The organism is Pseudarthrobacter sp. 05T312, assembly GCF_056396685.1.
This window is the reverse complement of sequence record NZ_JBFTLY010000013.1, coordinates 62,192-81,769: the sequence shown is the minus strand read 5'-3', so window position 1 is coordinate 81,769 and position 19,578 is coordinate 62,192. Positions and strand designations below refer to the sequence as shown.

Genomic DNA, 19,578 nt, shown 5'->3' with positions numbered 1-19,578 from the left:
AAATCAGGCTGCTTTCCGGGCCTGCCGTGACCAGGGCAACAGGGCGGCAGGATAACTTGTACTGGTGAGTACAACAGACTTCCTGAACACCGACCCGTTCGCCGCCGCCCGCGCCGCCGCGGACTACATCGCGGAAGAAACGGGCGTGGACCGCCACGACACCGCCCTGGTCCTCGGCTCCGGGTGGGGCGAAGCCGCCGACCTGATCGGCGAGACCACCGCCACCCTGTCAGCGGAGGAAGTGCCCGGCTTCCACGCCCCGGCCGTGGAGGGCCATGTGGGCACCATCCGGTCCATCCTGACCAAGGAAGGAAAACGGGCACTGGTCCTGGGCGCCCGCACGCACTACTACGAGGGCAAGGGTGTCCGCGCCGTGGTGCACGGCATCCGCACCGCAGCTGCCGCCGGGTGCAGCACCCTGGTCCTGACCAACGGCTGCGGCGGCCTCAACGAGGACTGGACCCCCGGCACGCCGGTCCTGATCCGGGACCACATCAACCTCACGGCCACCTCACCGCTGGAAGGCGCCACCTTCGTGGACCTGACGGACCTCTATTCGCCCAGGATCCGCGGGCTGGCCCGGGAAGTGGACCCCACCCTGGACGAGGGCGTCTACGCGCAGTTCCCCGGCCCCCACTACGAAACCCCGGCCGAGGTGCAGTACGCCAAGCGGATCGGGGCGGACCTCATCGGGATGTCGACGGCGCTGGAGGCCATCGCCGGGCGGCACGCCGGCATGGAAGTGTTCGGCATTTCTCTGGTCACCAACCTTGCGGCGGGCATCAGCCCCCAGCCGCTCAGCCACCAGGAAGTCATTGAGTCGGGCCAGGCAGCGGGGCCGCGCATTTCCCGGCTGCTGGCAGGCATCATCGCCCGGCTGTAGCGGGCCGGGCACCAGGGGTGCGCCACGCGGCCGGGCAATGACGATAGCGTTATGCCCATGACGTCTTCCGATGCCGAACTTCGCCTGCTCACCGAAGCCCGCGAATGGGCTGCCCAGGACCCGGACCCCGCAACGAAGGCGTCGCTCCTTGAGCTTGCCCGCCTTGTGGAGGAAGGCGATCCGGCGGCCCGGCAGGAACTGGAAGACAGCTTCCGCGGCACACTGCAGTTCGGTACCGCAGGACTGCGGGCGGCGCTGGGCCCCGGGCCGAACCGGATGAACCGCGTAGTGGTCCGCCGCGCTGCCGCCGGACTTGCGGCGTTCCTGGTGGACGCCGTGGCCAAGGCTGCCGCGGGCACCCGGCCGCGCGCCGTCGTCGGCTATGACGCCCGCCACAACTCGGACGTCTTTGCGGCGGAAACCGCCGCGATCTTCACCGCTGCCGGTATCGAGACGTTCGTGCTGCCGGCCGCCCTCCCCACTCCCCTGCTGGCCTACGCCGTCCGCGCCCTGGGCTGCGACGGCGGCGTCATGGTCACCGCCAGCCACAACCCGCCGCAGGACAACGGGTACAAGGTGTACCTGGGGCGGCACGCGGTAACGGCAGACGGCGACGGCGCCCAGATCGTGGCGCCGTACGACGCCGAAATCGCCGCGCGCATCAGCGCCGTGGGGACCCTGGAGTCCATCGCGCTGGCAGCGGATGGCTGGACCATCCTGGACAACGCGCTCGCCGCTGACTACCAGCGGTCGACGGCGGGACTCGCCATGCCCGGCCGCTTTCCGTCGCGGGACCTCCGGATTGTCCTGACTCCGCTGCACGGCGTGGGCGGCGGAACAGCGCAGGAAGTACTGAAGGCCGCAGGTTTCACGGACGTCACCGTGGTGGCCGAGCAGGCCGACCCGGACCCCGATTTCCCCACGGTCAGCTTCCCCAACCCCGAGGAACCGGGGGCCCTTGACCTTGCCCTGGACACAGCGGAGCGGCTGGACGCCGACCTCGTCATCGCCAACGACCCCGACGCGGACCGGGCTGCCGTGGCGGCGAAGGACCCCGATACCGGGGCGTGGCGCATGCTCCGGGGCGACGAAGTGGGCTCCCTGCTGGGCGCCCACATGGTGGCCCGCCTCGCGGACGGTGACGCCGCCGTGGAGGCTGACGGCCGCGGCGTGTTCGCCAATTCGATTGTTTCCTCGCGCCTGTTGGCACGGATCGCCGCGGCGGCCGGGCTTGCCCACGAGGAGACCTTGACCGGATTCAAGTGGATTTCGCGGGTGCCCGGGCTGGTCTACGGGTATGAGGAGGCGCTGGGCTACTGCGTGGCGCCGGAGCAGGTGAAGGACAAGGACGGCATTTCCGCCGCAGTCCTGATTGCCGAACTCGCTGCCACCGCCAAGGCCGCGGGCAAGACGGTCTTCGACACCCTGGACGAGCTGTACCTCCAGCACGGCCTGCACGCCAGCGACCAGCTCAGCATCCGGGTCGCGGACCTGGGTCTGCTGGACGCCATGATGAACCGGCTGCGGGTTTCCCCGCCGGAGTCGTTCGGGCAGTCGGCCGTGGAGGTCTTCACGGACCTGGCCGAAGGCAGCGCGCAACTGCCTCCCACGGAGGGCCTGCTCTACATCACCCGGAACCTGACCCGCGTGATCATCCGGCCCAGCGGCACCGAACCCAAGCTCAAGTGCTACCTGGAAGTCATCCACCAGGCAGGTTCCGCGGCGGAGCTGCCGGCGGCACGCCAGGCGGCGCGCGCAGCGCTGGACGAGGTCCGCCACGACGTCAGCGAGGCACTGGGCCTGTAGCCGCCCCAGCCACGAAAAGGGTGCCGGGCTGCACGCACGCCCGGCACCCTTTCTTTTTGTGTACTCATGGGTTGCCCCGGTGTCAGAGCTGCACCTCGACGACGCCGTCCCTGACGCGGGTGCCGAAGGCTGCCAGCCGCAGCCCCGGCGTGGTGAAGCATTCACCGGTTTCGAGGTCGTAGACCTCCTTGTGCAACGGCGAGGAGATGGTGGGGCGGGTCCCCTTGGAACCGAGGATGCCGCGGGCCATGACGTGGGCTCCCGTGGCCGGGTCCTGGTGCGCAACGGCGAAGACTTCGCTGGGGCCGGTGCGGAAAAGCGCCACCTGGCGGCCTGCCACCAGGGCTGCCTCACCCCATGCCGGTTCGAGGTCATCGACCATGCAGACACGGTGCCAGCCGGTCCCGAACCCGGCGGTGTCTGATTCGGCGGCGAGCGCCCCAAGTTCAAGTGTTGCCGTCATGTCCGGCTCCTTTCCCTGTGCCTGTTGTCCCTTGCAGTGGCAGCTTTTGCGGCCGTGTCCCACGCTAGGGTCCGGGTGTTTCAAGGGGGTGCGGTGAATGTGTCCGGGGCGTAAAAGAGACCTAACGCGGGCGGAAATGCGTTCGTGATGCAGAAGTTAAGTTGACGAAACAATTGGGAAACTGAGGCGAAACTGCCCCTTCCTAGGCTGGAGGCACAAGCTGCAGAGCACCGTCTGCGGCCCATGCGAAAGGCCCACAGTGACCGAACAGACTTCACGCACAGAGACACCGCGCCGCATCGTCGTCGCCGGCGGCGGCCCCGCGGCCCACCGTTTTGCGGACGCCATGCATGCCCGCGGCCTCGATGGCTGGCATGTCACGGTCCTCACCGAGGAAGCGCACCTCCCCTACGACCGGGTGGCACTTTCCAAGGCCCTCACCGATGCCGGTGTGGACCTCACCCTGGGCACCGCTTCCATGTGGGACCACGGGTCACTGGCCCTGAAGACCGGCGAGCGCGTGGTGAAGATCAACCCGGAAGCAAAGAGCGTGGAAACCGCCGCCGGCCACCACTACGAGTACGACCAGCTGGTGGTGGCCACGGGCTCGGACGCCGTGCGCCTGCCCATCCCCGGTGCCGAGCACGCCCACGTGTACCGGACGCTCGAGGACGTGTGGGCCATCAACAAGGCCATTGCCGGGCTCACCGAAAAGCTCGGCCGCAAAATCAACGCGGTGACCATCGGCGGCGGGCTCCTGGGCCTCGAGTCGGCCGCCGGCACCGAGCAGCTCGGCGCCACCCCCGTCGTCATCAACGGTGCGCCCTGGCTCATGAACACCCAGCTGGACGAGGGCGCCGGCCAGGCCCTGGGCCGGCTCATCGAGGCCAAGGGCTTCGAAGTCCACGGCGGCGTGTTCCCGTCCGAAATTGTGACGGACGACGACGGCCAGGTCACCGGAGTGCTCATGGCTGACGGCCGCGTCATCCCGGCAGACCTGGTGATTGTCGCCGTCGGCGTCAAACCCCGCGACGAACTCTTCCGCGCCGCCGAGGGCGAAGACCAGCTCTTCAGCCTGGGCCCCCGCGGCGGGGTAGTCATCAACGATTACTGCGCCACCGAAGTACCCGGCATCTGGGCCATCGGCGAAGTGGCCAACTTCGGCGGCATGTGCCTTGGCCTGGTGGCCCCCGCGAACACCATGGCCGAGATCGTGGCCGACCGGCTCCACGGCGGCGACGCCACGTTCCCCGGCTTCGACACGGCCACCAAGCTCAAGCTCTCCGGTGTGGACGTTGCCAGCTTCGGCGATGCTTTCGCCAGGACTGAGCACGCCCTGGAAATCGTCTACGCCGACCCCGCCCGTGGGGTCTACCAGAAGATCGTCACCACCGATGACGCCAAAACCCTCCTGGGCGGCATCTTCGTCGGCGACGCATCGCCGTACATGAGCCTGCGCCCGCTCCTGGGCCGCGAACTTCCGGCCGAGCCCGGTGCCTTCCTCTCCGCGGCGGGCGGCGGCGAAGCTCCGGAAACCGAGCTCCCCGACGACGCCACACTCTGCTCCTGCAACAACGTCACCGCGGGAACCATCAGGGACACCATCAACGGCTGTGGCGCCTGCGAGGGGAACGCCCCCGTCCAGGAGCTGGGCGAGCTGAAGGGCTGCACCCGTGCCGGCACCCAGTGCGGCTCCTGTGTGCCCATGCTGAAAAAGCTGCTGGAAACCGAGCTGACCAAGTCCGGCGTCGAGGTCTCCAAGGCCTTGTGCGAGCACATTGAACTGTCCCGCCAGGAACTCTTCGACGCCATCCGTGTCCTGGGACTGACCTCCTTCGAGGAGATCATGGCCAAGTACGGCACCGGCGCGGGCTGCGACATCTGCAAGCCCACCATTGCCAACATCCTGGCCAGCCAGAACAGCGCCTACGTCCTGGATGCGGGCCGCGGCACGCTGCAGGACACCAACGACCGCGCCCTGGCCAACATGCAGAAGGACGGCACCTACTCGGTGGTCCCCCGCATCGCCGGCGGCGAGATCACCCCGAAGAAACTCGGAGTCATCGCCGCCGTCGCGGAAAAATACAACCTGTACACCAAGATCACCGGCGGCCAGCGGATCGACATGTTCGGCGCCCGGCTGGAACAGCTCCCGGAGATCTGGAAGGAACTGGTGGACGCCGGCTTCGAATCCGGGCAGGCCTACGGCAAGAGCCTGCGCACGGTGAAGTCCTGCGTCGGGTCCACCTGGTGCCGTTTCGGCGTCCAGGACTCGGTGGCCATGGCCATCCAGCTGGAGCTGCGCTACCGCGGCCTGCGCAGCCCGCACAAACTCAAGATGGGCGTCTCCGGCTGCGCCCGCGAATGCGCCGAGGCCCGCGGCAAGGACGTGGGCGTCATCGCGACGGCGGACGGCTGGAACCTTTACGTCGGAGGCAACGGCGGTGCCACCCCGGCCCACGCCCAGCTGCTGGCCAAGGACCTGGACGACGAAACGCTGATCAAGTACATCGACCGCTACTTCATGTACTACATCCGCACCGCCGACCGCCTGCAGCGCACCGCGCGCTGGCAGGAAGAGCTCGACGGCGGCATCAAGCACGTCGAAGACGTGGTGGTCAAGGACATCCTGGGCATCGCCGCCGACCTCGAGGCCGCCATGGCCAAGCACGTGGACACCTACATCGACGAGTGGGCCGACACCCTGAAGGACCCGGAACGCCTGCGCCGGTTCCGCTCCTTCGTCAACGCCCCGGACCAGAAGGACGATTCCATCACCTTCGTCCCCGACGAGCGCGGCCAAATGCGCCCCGCCACTGCAGAGGAAAAAGGCAAAGTTCTGATCGGCGCCTCCATCCCGGTCCGCACCGCCACGACCACCCCTGGAAACGAGGCATAACCATGCAGCTGAGCATCGACCTGGCCGGCCGGAACGTCCTGGTGGCCGGCACCACCACCGCCGCGCGGCAGGCGGTCCGCCGGTACCGGGCCGCGGGCGCCGTCGTCCACCGACTCACCAGCCCGCACGACGCCCAGGGCACCCCACTGCCGGAGCACCTGTTCCTGGTGGCCGCCGTCGAGGACGGGCAGCCCGGCTGGGCCGTACTCCTGGACCGCTGCCGGGAAGCCGGCATCCCGGTCGCTGCCGAGCCGGCGGCCGGCCCCGCCGGGCACGTCACCCTGGTGGGCGGCGGCCCGGGCACCGGTGACCTGCTCACCGTGGCTGCGGTCAAGGCGCTCCGGGATGCGGACGTCGTCTTCTATGACCGGTTGGCCCCGTACCAGGAGCTGCCGCTGCTGACCTCTGCGGACCTGGTGGACGTCGGGAAGAAGCCGGGCCACCACAAGGTCAGCCAGTCGGATATCGAGAGGCTGATGGTCGACAGCGCCCTCGCCGGCAACAACGTGGTCCGCCTCAAGGGCGGGGACCCCTGTGTCTTTGGCCGCGGCGGGGAGGAAGTGGCCGCCTGCGTGGCGGCCGGCGTCAAGGTCCACGTGGTATCCGGCGTGACCAGCGCCATCTCCGTGCCGGCAGCGGCAGGCATCCCGGTGACCCACCGGGAAGTCAGCCACATGTTCACGGTGGTTTCCGGGCATGCACCGCTCACCGAGGAGGAGCACCACCACCTTGCCGGGCTGGGCGGCACCATCGTGGTGCTGATGGGCATTGGCACCCTCCACCAGCTTGCGGCAGGGCTGCGCCGCGCCGGCATGCGCCCGGACATGCCCATGGCCGTGGTGGAACGCGGATACCGGCCGGGCCAGCGCACCACCATCGCCGACCTGGGCACCATCACTTCTGCCGCGGCCGGCTGCAGCAACCCGGCCGTACTGGTCATCGGCGAGGTGGTGCGGGTGGCGGAGGCCAACCAGCAGCACGCCGGCGCGGCAGCGGACCTGGACAGGCTGGCGGCCTCGCTGCTGGGATCATGAAAGGATTGACCCCCATGACTGCACTTGCACCCGCCGAACCCACGCAGGCTGAAGAAGCTCCTGACGCCGCGGAGTCGCCGCTGGAGGGATTCCGCATCGGCGTCACCTCGGACCGGCGGTCCCGCGACCTGATCGAAGCCCTGGAACGGCGCGGCGCCGAAGTGCTGCATGCCCCTGCGCTGAAGATCGCCCCGGTCCAGGAGGACATGCGCCTCATCGAGGACACGCGGGCCATCATCGCCGCCAAGCCCGATCTCTGCATCGCCACCACCGCGTATGGCATGCGCCGCTGGTGCGAGGCCGCGGATTCCTTCGGAATCGGCGACGAACTGCTGGAAACGCTGGGCAGCTGCCGCATGTTCGTCCGTGGCCCAAAGGCCCGCGGTGCGGTGCGGGCTGCCGGCCTTGCCGACGTCGGGATCAGCAGCGACGAAACCACCTCCACCCTGGTGGACATGCTGCTGGCTGAAGGGGTCCGGGGCAAGACCGTGGCGATGCAGCTGCACGGCTACACCGACGTCCGCCAGCTCGAGCGGCTGAGGATGTCCGGCGCCACGGTCCTGACCGTCACGCCCTACCGGTGGGTCAAGCCCGACGGCGAGGACCGGCTTCCGCGGCTCATCGACGCTGCCTGCACCGGGAACCTGGACGTCCTGACCTTCACGAGCGCCCCCGCCGTGGATGCCATGTGGAGCACGGCCCACGAGATGGGGCTCTACAAGCAGCTGGTGGAGAGCCTGAAACTGAACGTCACCACGGCCGTGGTGGGTCCCGTGACGGCCCAGCCCCTCCTGGACGCCGGGATAACGCCGCTCATCCCGGAGCGGTTCCGGATGGGTGCGCTGATCCGGCTGGTGTGCGAGCACCTGGCGCTGAACCACGTCCGGCGGCTGGATACCCGTTCCGGGAGCATCGAGCTGCGGGGCCGCAGCCTGCGCATCGACGGGCAGCAGGTGGAACTGGCGCCCGCTCCCCTGCTGCTCCTGCGTGCGCTGCTGGGCGCCGGCGGTGCGGTCCTGTCCCGTGAATCGCTGTCCGACCTGCTGGAACTGCGGGGCTCGGTGCACGCGCTGGACATGACCGTGAGCCGGCTGCGGTCCTCTCTGCCGGACGGCAAGCTGATCGAAACCGTGGTGAAGCGCGGGTACCGGATCCGCGTCTAGCTGCCCGGGCCCGGGCTTTTGTGTCGGCGGGCTGGTGAATGAGAGGTGCGTCACGGGTTCTGTTACCGGCCGGTAAATATTGGCGAACACGGGCCCGCTGAACAGCAACTGAGGGGAAACACTCCGGAAAAAACGCGGGCCTACGCTGTGTTCCAACACGAAGTTCCGGCCGCTTACCGGCCGCCAGCGAAAGGGCCAGCACATGTCCGCTCCGGCATCCTCACTGTCCACCTCCACCGCCACCCGCATTGTCATTGCGGGCGCCGGCCCCGCGGCTCAGGCCCTTGTGGCGCAACTGGACCGCGCCCGGTTCACCGGGACCGTCACCGTGCTGAGCAACCGCGACGACACCCCCGACGAGCTGCTGGAGCTTGCCATGCTGCCCCAGGTGTCCGTGCGGTTTGGCCAGCCTGCCAGCCACATCGACCCCGCCAACCGCACGGTGGCAACTGCTGACGGCATGGAATTCGCCTACGACCACTTGGTTATCGCCACCGGATCGGCCCCCGTTGCGAGCCCGGTGGACGGTGCCGCGCAGTGCCTGAGCTATGCCACCATCGACGACGCACCAAGGGTCGCGAAGGGTGTGCAAAAGGTGGCCCGGGCGCTGGGGCGCCGTCCGGTGGGGATCCTGGTGGGCACCGGCGCGGCAGCAGGGCAGGCCGAAGCCGTGCTGCGCGCCAAAGGTGTGCGGCCCATCCGCACCACTGCCCGCCCCGCCGCCATCATCCCCGCCGTCGTGTCCGGCCCATCCGCCCGGCAGGCCGCGTCCGCCGTCGTCTTCGAGGATGGCAGCAGCATGACCGGTGACCTGGTGGTGATGGCCGAGGAGCGGGTGTCGCGCGACGGCCTGGCCGCCAGCGCGGGGCTGCAGACGGCACCCGGGGGCGGCATCGTGATCAGCCGGGACTACCGCACGTCCGTCCAGGGGATCTGGGCGATCGGGGACGCGGCAGCGTTCGACGGCGTGCGGCTGGGGCTGCTGGTGGCGGCGGCTTCGGCGGCAGGCGCCTGCGCCACCCAGTTGCTGAGTGCCGCGGCGGAGGCGCCGGTCCTGCAGGCGGCCTGAGCGGCCACCCCCGCCTGCGGGCCTCCTGCGTGGGGCCTGCTGCGGCGCGGCCCGCTGTGACAAGATGGTTCCCGAAACCGAGTCAACGCCGGGCCCACAAGGCCCTCCGAGAGGACCATCATGAGCAACGAAGCCACCGTTCACGCAGGCACCGCCGATCCGGGCCGGTCCGCGGACATCGCCTCCTACATCGACCACACGCTGCTCAAGCCCGAAGCCTCGGAAGCCGATGTGCTGAAGGTTTGCGCCGAAGCCGCCGAATACGGCTTCAAGTCGGTCTGCGTCAATCCGGTCTGGGTCAAGACGGTCACCACGGCACTTCGGGGTTCAGGCGTCCTCACCTGCTCCGTGGTGGGCTTCCCCCTCGGCGCCACCCCCACCGACGTGAAGTCATTCGAAGCCCGCGGCGCGGTCCTGGACGGCGCCGCGGAGGTGGACATGGTGATCAACATCGCTGCCGCACGGGCCGGGGACAAGGGCGCCCTCGTCGAGGACATCGCCGCGGTGGCCGAGACGGTCCACGCGGGCGGCGCCATCCTGAAAGTCATCATCGAAACAGCCCTCCTGACGGACGGGCAGAAGGTGCTCGCCTGCCAGGCGGCAGTAGAGGCCGGCGCCGACTTCGTGAAAACCTCCACGGGCTTCAACGGCGGGGGTGCCACGGTCGAGGATGTGGCCCTGATGCGCAAAACCGTGGGCCCGGAGGTGGGAGTCAAGGCCTCCGGCGGCGTACGGTCCCTGGCGGATGCTCAGGCTATGATTGCAGCAGGTGCAACACGAATTGGTGCCAGCTCCGGAATAGCCATCGTCAAGGGTGAACAAGGTTCAACCGCTTACTGACCTTGGCCGGAAGCCGCCACAGATCATGCCCTTTGGGGCCGAGGAGGAACACATGTCCAGCCAGATCAACGCGTCCAGCAGGGACACGGCGTCCAACAAGGAGACGGTCCGGACCCCGCAGAACGAAAACAACCTCGCCACCAGCGTGATCCTGTTCGTGGTCTGCTTCGCCCTGTTCCTCGGCGCCATCTACTCGCTGTCCTTCCTCACCCTGGACAACCCGTGGCCCATGGCCGTGTGCCTGCTCCTCTTCGCGCTGGCGTTCTGGCTTCCGCAGACCATCTTTGGCCGCTCGGACTCCGCCGGCGAGCACTAAAGGCCTTAGTCGCAGCACAGGAAGGGACCCCGGACACTGTCCGGGGTCCCTTCCTCATTTGGTGCCCTTGGTGCGGCCGGCTAGAACCAGAGCCTGATCCACGCCCCCGCGGCCGCCGCTACCCGGCCCCAGTGGTGCTGGGCGATGGCCCAGCCGGCCACTGACATTCCCACCATCGCGTACGCACTCACCGGGATCAGCACCAGCCATTCCCGCTTGGAACCGGCCCGGCCCAGCAGGGGGACGGACAGTGCACCGTTGGCACGCCAGACGCTCCGCAACAGGGGCAGCCGGCGCAGCATCTTCGGCGGCCGCACCACCAACGGCCACAGCAGCGGCACTCCCCCGGTAGTGATGAGGTCCCCGACGATGTGCACCACCACCCCGATCAGCATGGATGTGGGCAGCCACGTCCACTGTTCCGGTGCGTACGCGGTCACCAGGCCTGCCATGACCAGGGCGAAGATCCAGTTGGAGATGAAGCCGCTCTTGGGAAAGAGTTTCAGCGCCTTCGCCGCGATGTTGATCAGGAACATGCACAGCAGCCCGGCGCCGACGGACAGCCGTCCCCAGCCGGTGTCCACGTGGACCTGCGATGCCAGCCCGGCGAGGAACACGAAGAACGCCGCACCCAGGATGGAATGCGTGCCCTGCCGGTGGCCGCCGCTGGCGTTTTCAATGCCGCGGGCGATCACATTGGACAGCGGCGGCAGCGAATGGGCCACCGTGCTGGACCGGTGGTCCCAGTCGCAGACCAGCGCGGTGCCGGCCGTGGCCATGCCGCCGATAAGGATGCCGGTGGGATCCAGCGGGTACCAGCCCAGGGTGTACGGGCCGGTGGACGCAACAGCTACCCACGCCGCGGCTCCCGACGCGGCGTGGTGTCCTCCCATCAAGTGCTAACTCACCGCCAGCGGGGCGTCGGAGAAGATGTTCCGGATGACGCCGTTGGCCCATTCGAGGATCTCGGCATCCTGGAGGTCCCGGCCGCCGATCCGCGCCGTCTTGGGCTTGGGAATGAGGATGGCGTCCATGGCCGGCTTGGACTGCGATCCCGGATACATCCGGTTCAGCCGCATGGTCTTGGACTCCGGAAGCGATGCCGGGGAGAACTTGATGAAGTTGCCCTGCAGGGCCACGTCGGAGAGGCCGGCCTCCCGGGCGGCAACACGGAAACGCGCCACTTCCACCAGGTTCTGCGCGGGCAGCGGCAACTCGCCGTAGCGGTCCACCAGCTCGGCCTGGACCTCGTCGATGGACTCGTTGGTGAGGGCGGCGGCAAGCTTCCGGTAGGCCTCCAGGCGCAGCCGTTCGCCGGGAACGTAGTCGTGCGGCAGGTGCGCGTTGACCGGCAGCTCGATCTTCATTTCCGCAGCCTTCTCTTCGGCTTCGCCGCGGAAGTCGGCCACGGCCTCGCCCACCAGGCGGATATACAGGTCGAAGCCAACCCCCTGGATGTGGCCGGACTGCTCCCCGCCCAGCAGGTTGCCTGCGCCACGGATCTCCAGGTCCTTCATCGCCAGCTGCATGCCCGCGCCCAGCTCGTTGTGCGCCGCTACCGCCTTGAGCCGTTCCAGCGCCACCTCGCCCAGGGGTTTCTCTGATGGGTACAGGAAGTACGCGTAGGCGCGTTCCCGGCCACGGCCCACCCGGCCGCGGAGCTGGTGCAGCTGGGACAGCCCGTACTTGTCCGCGCCATCCACGATCAATGTGTTGGCGTTGGAGATGTCCAGCCCGGTCTCGATGATGGTGGTGCAGACCAGGACGTCGAAGCGCTTCTCCCAGAAGTCCACGATGATCTGTTCCAGCCGGCTCTCGGACATCTTGCCGTGCGCCACCTCCACCCTGGCTTCAGGTACCAGTTCGCGGATCTTCGCCGCCGTCCGTTCGATGGTCGAAACCCGGTTATGGACGAAGAACACCTGGCCCTCACGCATCAGCTCGCGGCGGATCGCGGCGGAGGTCTGCTTGTCCGTGTACGGGCCAACGTAGGTCAGCACCGGGTGGCGTTCCTCCGGTGGGGTGGCCAGGGTGGAAGTCTCCCGGATGCCGGTCAGGGACATCTCCAGGGTACGGGGAATCGGGGTGGCGCTCATGGCCAGGACGTCCACGTTGGTGCGCATCTTCTTCAGCGCTTCCTTGTGTTCCACACCGAACCGCTGCTCCTCGTCCACGATCACCAGGCCCAGGTCCTTGAACTCGAAGTCCTTGGACAGCAGCCGGTGGGTGCCGATCACCACGTCCACGGCGCCGCTCTTGACGCCCTCGGCGGTCTCCTTGGACTCCTTGGCGGACTGGAACCTGGACAGCGGCTTGACCCGCAGGGGGAAACCGGAGAACCGTTCGGTGAAGGTCTCGTAGTGCTGCTGGGCCAGCAGCGTGGTGGGCACCAGCACTGCCACCTGCTTGCCGTCCTGCACGGCCTTGAACGCCGCCCGTACCGCGATCTCGGTCTTGCCGTAGCCCACGTCGCCGGACACCAGCCGGTCCATGGGGATCTCCCGCTCCATGTCCGCCTTGACCTCGTTGATGGTGGTCAGCTGGTCCGGCGTCTCCACGTAGGGGAAGGCTTCCTCCAGTTCGCGCTGCCAGGGGGTGTCGGGGCCGAAGGCGTGGCCGCGGGAGGCCATCCGGGCGGAGTACAGCCGGATCAGTTCACCGGCGATCTCCTTGACGGCCTTGCGCGCCTTGGACTTGGTGCTGGCCCAGTCCGCACCGCCCATCTTGCTCAGGACCGGGGTGTCGCCGCCAACGTAGCGGGTTACCTGGTCCAGCTGATCCGTGGGGACGAACAGGCGGTCGCCGGGGGCGCCGCGCTTGGCGGGCGCGTATTCGAGCACCAGGTATTCCCGGACGCCGTCGCCGCCGCCGGCCACCTTGCGCTGGATGAGTTCGACGAACCGGCCGATGCCGTGCTGTTCGTGGACCACGTGGTCCCCCGTCACCAGCTGCAGGGGGTCAACGGCGTTGCGCCGTTTGGAGGGCATCTTCCGCATGTCCTTGGTGGACCCGGCGGAGGTACGGCCCAGCAGGTCTGCTTCGGTGAGCAGGCCAAGTTTGAGCCCGTCCAGGACAAAACCGCGGCCGACGGCGGCGGTGGTCACTTCGATGATGCCCGCCTGGGGTTCGTGGTCCAGGCTGTCGACGCGGGCGCAGGGGATGTCGTTTTCGTGGAACAGCTCGGCCAGGCGCTGGGCGGGCCCAGGGCCCTCGGTGGCCACCACGATCCGCCACTGGTCCCGCACGTGCGAGCCGATGAAGTCCATCATCTCGGCGACGTCGCCCTGGTAGCCGCGGGGTTCACGGGCGTGCAGGTTCAGGACATCGATCTCGGGCAGCAGTTCCGCGTCCTGCGCCAGGGACGTGATGGACCACCAGGAGACGCCGTGCGCCAGGGCTGAGCCGCGGGTCTCGGCCAGCGACCGGAAGCTCGCCGAATGGAGCGCGGCCGACGCCTGCGAGCTGAGGTCCAAAGGTGCTGCCCCGCCGTCGGACGCGGTGGACCATGCCGCCTCGAGGAATTCCTCGTTGGTGGCGGCGAGGTCGTGGGCGCGGGTGCGCACCTTCTCCGGTTCGATCACCACGGCGATGGAGTCGGCCGGCAACTGGTCCACAAAGGGGACCATCGCGTCCACCAGTACCGGCGCCAGCGATTCCATGCCTTCCACCGCGATGCCGCCGGCGATCTTCTCCAGCATGTCCGCGGCAGCCGGAAGCTGGGATTTCAACGTCGCGGCGCGGGACATCACGGAGGGGGTGATGAGGATCTCGCGGCAGGGCGGGGCGTGCAGTTCCGTGGGGTGGTGGACGCCCGGGGCGGACAGCGAGCGCTGGTCGGCCACGGCGAACCAGCGCATTTGGTCAACCTCGTCGCCGAAGAACTCAACCCGGATGGGGTGGTCCTCCGTGGGCGGAAAGACGTCGATGATGCCGCCGCGGACCGCGAACTCGCCGCGGTGCGTGACCATGTCCACCCGGGCGTACGCGGCGTCGGCGAGGCTCTTCACCACGCTGGTGAACGGAACATCCTGGCCCACCTTCAGCGTGACGGGAACAAGGTCCCCAAGTCCGGCCACCACAGGCTGTACCACGGCGCGGACCGGCGCGACGACGACGCGCAGGCGGGCCGCCGTCGAACTTTCCGGATGTGCCAGGCGGCGCAGCACGGACAGCCGGCGCCCTACGGTGTCCGAACGTGGGGAAAGGCGCTCGTGCGGGAGGGTCTCCCAGCTGGGAAACTCCGCCACAGAATCCGCGGGCAGGTAGGCGCGCAGTGCTGCGGACAGATCCTCCGCTTCACGGCCGGTGGCGGTGACAGCGAGCACGACGCCGGGTTCGCGGCCGTCCGCGGACGCTGCCAGGCCGTCCGCCATCTCCGCCAGCAGCACGGGGCGCAGGCCGGCAGGAGCGCTGATCTGGTAGTCCTGGCCGCGGACCTCGAAGCCCCTGGCGGCCTCCGCCCGGACGCGGGCGAACGTCTGGTCCGGTTCCAGGGCACGGCGCAGGCCATCCAGCGTGGGGACCGTGCCGGCGGGTGACTGGCCGGGAAGACTCATGGCAGAAGCTCCTGTGGTGTTCAGCGAAAGCAAGCAGGCAACGCGAAAACCCGAAATTCGCTGCGAATCCCGGGTACTTCCAGCCTACCGCGCAGGAACGGCGTGGCAGCACGGAACCATGCCCGCGGGAATGGATCTAGGCTGGCAATGTCGAGCGATTTCCGCAGCCTTTTCCGCAGCGCAGCCGTCCGCAGGGGCGGCCGCTGCGAATTCCAAGGGACGAACAGGAGCCAGCATGACCGCAATGAGTGCCACACCAACACCCAGGACCGTCCTCGTTACGGGCGCCACCGGCTACATCGGCGGCCGGCTTGTGCCCAAGCTGCTGGAAGCCGGCCACACGGTGAAGGTGCTGGTCCGCTCCCCCGACAAGATCGCCGGCGTCCCTTGGCGCGACAAGGTGGAGGTGGTGCAAAGCAGCCTCGACGACGGCGACGCCCTCCGGGAAGCGCTGGCCGGCGTCGACGTCTTCTACTACCTGGTCCACTCCATGGCGGCCGGGGCCGGGTTCGAAGCGAAGGAAAAGGCCATGGCCAGGACCGCCGCGGACGCTGCCACCGGCGCGGGAGTGCACCGGATTGTGTACCTGGGCGGCCTGCACCCGCAGGGGGTGGAACTTTCCACCCACATGCGCTCGCGCGAGGCCGTGGGAAAGGTCTTCCTGGACAGCCCGGTGGACGCCGTGGTGTTCCAGGCAGGGGTGGTGATCGGCTCCGGCTCCGCCTCCTTCGAGATGATCCGCCACCTCTCCGAAACGCTGCCGCTGATGCCGGCGCCCAGCTGGGTGCGCAACCGGATCGAAGCCATCGCCGTCCGCGACGTCCTCTACTACCTGGTTGCCGCCGCATCCCTGGAGGGGACCATCAACAGGACGTTCGATATTGGCTGCCGGCAGGTCCTGACCTACGCCAGGATGATGCAGGAATACTCTGCGGAAGCAGGCCTGCCCTACCGGGTGGTGCTGGCGCTGCCCATCCCTGCGCCCAAGCTGGCAGGCATCTGGGTGGCGCTGACCACGCCCATCCCGTGGTCCATGGCGGTCCCGCTGGTCCAGTCGCTCCAGCACGACGCAGTATCCAACGAGCACGATATCGACCAGTACATCCCGCAGCCCGACGGCGGCCTGACCCCGTACCGGACCGCGGTGGCACTGGCGCTGGGCAAGGAGCGGGACGGACAGGTGGAGACCACCTGGGCCAATGCCGGCGCGGATTCCGACCCCCTGCCCAGCGACCCGGAGTGGGCCGGACACAAGGTCTACATCGACGAGCGGACGTTCCACGGCGAGGTGGATCCGGCCCACGTGTGGACGGTCATCGAAGGCATTGGCGGGCGCAACGGCTGGTACTCGCTGCCGCTGGCGTGGCAGGTCCGCGGCTGGCTGGACAAGCTGACCGGCGGCGCCGGCCTGCTGCGCGGGCGCCGGCACCCCCACACCCTCGCCGCGGGCGAGGTGGTGGACTGGTGGCGGGTGGAGCGGATCGAGCGCGGCAGGCTGCTCCGGCTTCGCGCCGAAATGCGTGCCCCGGGACGTGCCTGGCTGGAGCTCTCCGTGGAACCGGACGGGACGGGCAGCCGCTACCGGCAGCGAGCCATCTTCTTCCCCAAGGGACTGAGCGGCAGGCTGTACTGGCTCGCCGTCCTGCCGTTCCACAGCCTGATCTTCCCGGCCATGGCCCGCAACATCACCACCACCGCGCGGAAACTGGCCGATGCGGAGCCCGCGGCCACCACCCCGTAGGATGTTGGAGGCTTAATCCGTTCCCCACGTCCCAGGAGGACCCATGGCGCTGAGCGCAACCACCACCCTTCCGCACCCCGTTGACAGCGTTGCCGCTGTGCTGGTGAACGAGGATTTCCAGCGCCACGTCAGCCAGCTGGTGGGCGGCAGCCTGGAATCATTCACCGTGGACGGCGACATCGCCGGGGCCTTCAACACCACCTCCGTGCGCACCCTGCCCACCACCAGGCTGCCCGAAATCGCCCGCAAATTCGTGGGTGAGCACCTCAAGGTGACCCAGGTTGAGAACTGGGAGGCACCCGCCGCGGACGGCTCCCGCCAGAGCAACATCTCGCTGAAGATCGCCGGCGCTCCCGTGGACGTCACCGCCGTCCAGCGGCTGGTGGCCGACGCCGGCGGAACCCGCGTGGAACTTGAGGGCGCCGTGAAGTCCTCCGTGCCGTTCCTCGGTGGCAAGATCGCCGACGCCGCCGAGCCCATGGTGGCCAAGGCGCTGAACCTGCAGGCCGCCCAGGCGCAGGCCTGGCTGGAAAGCCACTAGCCCGTGCAGCTTCCCGTCTTCGCCGCGCTGGTCCTCATTGTTGCCGGTGTCTGGTCGCTGGTGGTCTGGCCGCAGTTCCTGCGCCGCGTCATGAAGGATCCGCGCGCCCGTGATGCCGCCGGCAAGGCAACGAAGTTCCTGACCGTCCACGTGGTGCTGGTGGGCATCTCCATGGTGCTCGGGCTGGCCACCGCCGTGATCGGGGTCCTCGGCCTGCTTGGCTGACCCGGCACAACCCGTAGTGGCACGCGACAGCCCGGGCCTTCCTCCTGCTGGAGGAAGGCCCGGGCTGTTTGCTGTCGGGCTCAGGCCGCCTGGTTGAGCGCGTCCTCGGCCGCCACCCAGGAAATCATGGCGCACTTGACCCGGGCCGCGTAGCGGGCCACTCCCTCGAAGGCGGCGGCGTCCCCCAGCAGTTCGGGATCGGCGTGGACCTTGCCCCGGGAGCGCAGGACTTCCCGGAAGCTGTCGATGACTTCGTGGAGCTCGGCCACCGTCATGCCTTGGGCGAGGTCGGACAGGACAGATGCGGACGCCATGGAAATGGAGCAGCCGGCCCCGTCCCAGGCGATCTGGGCCACCTTTCCCTCCTGGACCGCAAGCCGGAGCGTGACCTCGTCCCCGCACACCGGGTTGAGCTGGTGGGACTGCCCGGTGGACGTGCCATCCGGCGCTTCCGTGGTGGCCAGGCCGCTGCCGTGGCGGGCCTTGGAGTGGTCAAGGATGATCTGCTGGTACAGCTGGTCAAGGCTCATGATGTCAACTTTCGTGTTCTCCGCTAGGCGCGGAAGTAGGGCCGGACGCCGGCCACGGCTTCGAGGAAGCGGTCCACGTCGTCGGTGGTGTTGTAGAGGTAGGCGCTGGCGCGGGTGGTGGCGGTCAGGCCGAGGCGCCGGTGCAGCGGCTGGGCGCAGTGGTGCCCCACGCGGACGGCAATGCCGCGGGAGTCCAGGAACTGCCCCACGTCGTGGGCATGGACACCTTCGACGTCGAACGCGGCAAGGCCGATCCGTTCCTTGCCCGCGGCCGGGCCCAGGACCCTGATGCCCGGGATGCCTTCCAGGCCCGCCACCATGCGCTGGCCAAGGTCTGCCTCCCACCGGTGGATGCGGTCCAGCCCCGTTTCGGTCAGGTAGTTGGCGGCGGCCGCGAGCGCAACGGCCTGGGAAATGCGCTGGGTCCCGGCCTCGAAACGCTGGGGCGCCGGAAGGTACTCCGCCCGTTCCATGGTGACCGTGGTGATCATCGATCCGCCGGTGAGGAATGGCGGCAGGATGTCCAGGAGCTCCTGCCGGCCGTACAGCACCCCGATTCCGGTGGGGGCGAGCATCTTGTGGCCGGAGAAGACCGCGAAGTCCACGTCCAGCTCCTTGACGTCCAGGGGCAGGTGCGGCGCGGACTGGCAGGCGTCCAGGACCACCAGGGCGCCGGCGTCATGCCCCAGGGCCGTCAGCTCCTGCACCGGGTTGATAATGCCCAGGACGTTGGAGGCGTGGGTAAAGGCAAGGATCCTGGTGCGCGGGCCGATGATGTCTGCGGCCTGGTCCATGCGGAGGCTGCCGTCGTCCGCGATGGGAATGTAGCGGAGGGTGGCCCCGGTGCGGAATGCCAGTTCCTGCCAAGGAATCAGGTTGGCGTGGTGTTCCATTTCCGTCACCACGATCTCGTCGCCGGGCTTCAGCGCCAGTCCCTTCAGCGCTTGGTCTCCACGGCCCTGGGCCGCCCAAAGCCCGGCATTGGACAGTGCGTAGGACAGGAGGTTCAAGCCCTCGGTGGCGTTCGACGTCCAGATGGTTTCCACGTAGTCGGCACCGATGAAGTCGGCCATGGTCTGCCGGGCATCCTCGAAGGCTTCGGTGGCCTCCACCGCGAGGTGGTGGGCGCCACGGTGAACGGCGGCGTTCCGCTGTTCGTAGAACTCCTGTTCGGCTTCGATGACGCTCAACGGGTTCTGCGACGTGGCCCCGGAGTCCAGGTAGACCAGCGGCTGCCCGTTGACCAGTTGGTCAAGGACCGGGAAGTCGTTGCGGATGCGCAGCACCTCGGCGTTATCCATGGCAGGGACGGCACGTTCCAGCGTGGCTGGCGTTGATACTACGGCCAAAACGAACTCCTTGGGCTGCCAATGGCTAACACCCAATTGTCCCACATAGGGCTGTGGCGGCCGCCCGGGAGGGGCAGCCGCCACCGCTGCCCCGGGCTTCAGCCGAGGGAGCAGAGGGCCGGCGACGGCTGGGGGGAGAGTCTCGGTCTCAGAAGACTCTGAC

16 protein-coding genes are annotated in these 19,578 nt (G+C 68.5%); 11 read left to right on the top strand and 5 right to left on the bottom strand.

What is annotated here, in order from left to right; all coding sequences use genetic code 11:
* The first annotated feature begins 64 nt into the window (after nucleotides 1–64).
* Complete coding sequence (locus AC1DIP_RS15820) at nucleotides 65–883, top strand: purine-nucleoside phosphorylase (RefSeq protein ID WP_476210097.1); 819 nt, start codon at nucleotides 65–67, stop codon at nucleotides 881–883.
* A 57-nt stretch (nucleotides 884–940) separates the two neighbouring features.
* Nucleotides 941–2,689: a phospho-sugar mutase gene (locus tag AC1DIP_RS15815; RefSeq protein WP_477734283.1), complete on the top strand. Its 1,749-nt coding sequence runs from the start codon at nucleotides 941–943 to the stop codon at nucleotides 2,687–2,689.
* A gap of 82 nt (nucleotides 2,690–2,771) precedes the next feature.
* Here AC1DIP_RS15815 and nirD read toward each other — a convergent pair whose 3' ends face one another.
* Nucleotides 2,772–3,152 carry a nitrite reductase small subunit NirD gene (nirD, locus tag AC1DIP_RS15810; RefSeq protein ID WP_477734282.1) on the bottom strand — a complete coding sequence of 127 codons (381 nt, stop codon included), beginning with the start codon at nucleotides 3,150–3,152 and terminating at the stop codon, nucleotides 2,772–2,774.
* A gap of 259 nt (nucleotides 3,153–3,411) precedes the next feature.
* On the opposite strand from nirD, the gene nirB reads away from it, so the two are divergent.
* From nirB to AC1DIP_RS15780, 6 genes are all read left to right on the top strand, one after another.
* Complete coding sequence (gene nirB / locus AC1DIP_RS15805) at nucleotides 3,412–6,051, top strand: nitrite reductase large subunit NirB (RefSeq protein ID WP_477734281.1); 2,640 nt, start codon at nucleotides 3,412–3,414, stop codon at nucleotides 6,049–6,051.
* Nucleotides 6,052–6,053: 2 nt separating this feature from the next.
* Nucleotides 6,054–7,085, top strand: a complete 1,032-nt coding sequence (gene cobA, locus AC1DIP_RS15800) for a uroporphyrinogen-III C-methyltransferase (RefSeq protein WP_477734280.1) — start codon at nucleotides 6,054–6,056, stop codon at nucleotides 7,083–7,085.
* 14 nt (nucleotides 7,086–7,099) lie between these two features.
* Nucleotides 7,100–8,248, top strand: coding sequence for a uroporphyrinogen-III synthase (locus AC1DIP_RS15795; RefSeq protein ID WP_476210090.1), 1,149 nt, complete (start codon nucleotides 7,100–7,102; stop codon nucleotides 8,246–8,248).
* Nucleotides 8,249–8,450: 202 nt separating this feature from the next.
* Nucleotides 8,451–9,317 carry an FAD-dependent oxidoreductase gene (locus AC1DIP_RS15790; protein ID WP_477734279.1) on the top strand — a complete coding sequence of 289 codons (867 nt, stop codon included), beginning with the start codon at nucleotides 8,451–8,453 and terminating at the stop codon, nucleotides 9,315–9,317.
* 120 nt (nucleotides 9,318–9,437) lie between these two features.
* Nucleotides 9,438–10,157, top strand: a complete 720-nt coding sequence (deoC, locus tag AC1DIP_RS15785; RefSeq protein WP_477734278.1) for a deoxyribose-phosphate aldolase — start codon at nucleotides 9,438–9,440, stop codon at nucleotides 10,155–10,157.
* A 52-nt stretch (nucleotides 10,158–10,209) separates the two neighbouring features.
* A complete protein-coding gene (locus tag AC1DIP_RS15780) occupies nucleotides 10,210–10,473 on the top strand; it encodes a hypothetical protein (protein WP_141161127.1) in 264 nt (87 codons plus the stop codon).
* Nucleotides 10,474–10,553: 80 nt separating this feature from the next.
* Here the strand turns inward: AC1DIP_RS15780 and AC1DIP_RS15775 are convergent, their stop codons facing one another.
* Both AC1DIP_RS15775 and mfd read right to left on the bottom strand, forming a co-directional pair.
* Nucleotides 10,554–11,366, bottom strand: a complete 813-nt coding sequence (locus tag AC1DIP_RS15775) for a metal-dependent hydrolase (RefSeq protein WP_477734277.1) — start codon at nucleotides 11,364–11,366, stop codon at nucleotides 10,554–10,556.
* Between the two features lie 6 nt (nucleotides 11,367–11,372).
* Nucleotides 11,373–15,029, bottom strand: coding sequence for a transcription-repair coupling factor (mfd, locus tag AC1DIP_RS15770; protein ID WP_477734276.1), 3,657 nt, complete (start codon nucleotides 15,027–15,029; stop codon nucleotides 11,373–11,375).
* A 235-nt stretch (nucleotides 15,030–15,264) separates the two neighbouring features.
* Here mfd and AC1DIP_RS15765 point away from each other — a divergent pair, with 235 nt between their 5' ends.
* The 3 genes from AC1DIP_RS15765 to AC1DIP_RS15755 are packed head-to-tail and all read left to right on the top strand — an operon-like array spanning nucleotide 15,265 to nucleotide 17,536.
* Nucleotides 15,265–16,770, top strand: coding sequence for an SDR family oxidoreductase (locus tag AC1DIP_RS15765; RefSeq protein WP_477734275.1), 1,506 nt, complete (start codon nucleotides 15,265–15,267; stop codon nucleotides 16,768–16,770).
* Nucleotides 16,771–16,813: 43 nt separating this feature from the next.
* Nucleotides 16,814–17,311, top strand: coding sequence for a DUF2505 family protein (locus tag AC1DIP_RS15760; RefSeq protein WP_476210079.1), 498 nt, complete (start codon nucleotides 16,814–16,816; stop codon nucleotides 17,309–17,311).
* A 3-nt stretch (nucleotides 17,312–17,314) separates the two neighbouring features.
* Nucleotides 17,315–17,536 carry an SCO4848 family membrane protein gene (locus AC1DIP_RS15755; RefSeq protein ID WP_476210077.1) on the top strand — a complete coding sequence of 74 codons (222 nt, stop codon included), beginning with the start codon at nucleotides 17,315–17,317 and terminating at the stop codon, nucleotides 17,534–17,536.
* 80 nt (nucleotides 17,537–17,616) lie between these two features.
* Here AC1DIP_RS15755 and sufU read toward each other — a convergent pair whose 3' ends face one another.
* Both sufU and AC1DIP_RS15745 read right to left on the bottom strand, forming a co-directional pair.
* Nucleotides 17,617–18,066 (bottom strand): Fe-S cluster assembly sulfur transfer protein SufU, encoded by a 450-nt coding sequence (sufU, locus tag AC1DIP_RS15750; protein WP_477734274.1) that lies wholly within the window; start codon nucleotides 18,064–18,066, stop codon nucleotides 17,617–17,619.
* Between the two features lie 23 nt (nucleotides 18,067–18,089).
* Complete coding sequence (locus AC1DIP_RS15745; RefSeq protein ID WP_477734273.1) at nucleotides 18,090–19,415, bottom strand: SufS family cysteine desulfurase; 1,326 nt, start codon at nucleotides 19,413–19,415, stop codon at nucleotides 18,090–18,092.
* Nucleotides 19,416–19,578 lie beyond the last annotated feature (163 nt).

Coding starts and splice junctions, on each gene's coding strand:
- AC1DIP_RS15815 (WP_477734283.1), top strand. CDS start 941: ATGACGTCTTCCGATGCCGAACTTCGCCTGCTCACCGAAGCCCGCGAA.
- nirD (WP_477734282.1), bottom strand. CDS start 3,152: ATGACGGCAACACTTGAACTTGGGGCGCTCGCCGCCGAATCAGACACC.
- cobA (WP_477734280.1), top strand. CDS start 6,054: ATGCAGCTGAGCATCGACCTGGCCGGCCGGAACGTCCTGGTGGCCGGC.
- AC1DIP_RS15795 (WP_476210090.1), top strand. CDS start 7,100: ATGACTGCACTTGCACCCGCCGAACCCACGCAGGCTGAAGAAGCTCCT.
- AC1DIP_RS15790 (WP_477734279.1), top strand. CDS start 8,451: ATGTCCGCTCCGGCATCCTCACTGTCCACCTCCACCGCCACCCGCATT.
- deoC (WP_477734278.1), top strand. CDS start 9,438: ATGAGCAACGAAGCCACCGTTCACGCAGGCACCGCCGATCCGGGCCGG.
- AC1DIP_RS15780 (WP_141161127.1), top strand. CDS start 10,210: ATGTCCAGCCAGATCAACGCGTCCAGCAGGGACACGGCGTCCAACAAG.
- AC1DIP_RS15775 (WP_477734277.1), bottom strand. CDS start 11,366: ATGGGAGGACACCACGCCGCGTCGGGAGCCGCGGCGTGGGTAGCTGTT.
- mfd (WP_477734276.1), bottom strand. CDS start 15,029: ATGAGTCTTCCCGGCCAGTCACCCGCCGGCACGGTCCCCACGCTGGAT.
- AC1DIP_RS15765 (WP_477734275.1), top strand. CDS start 15,265: ATGACCGCAATGAGTGCCACACCAACACCCAGGACCGTCCTCGTTACG.
- AC1DIP_RS15760 (WP_476210079.1), top strand. CDS start 16,814: ATGGCGCTGAGCGCAACCACCACCCTTCCGCACCCCGTTGACAGCGTT.
- sufU (WP_477734274.1), bottom strand. CDS start 18,066: ATGAGCCTTGACCAGCTGTACCAGCAGATCATCCTTGACCACTCCAAG.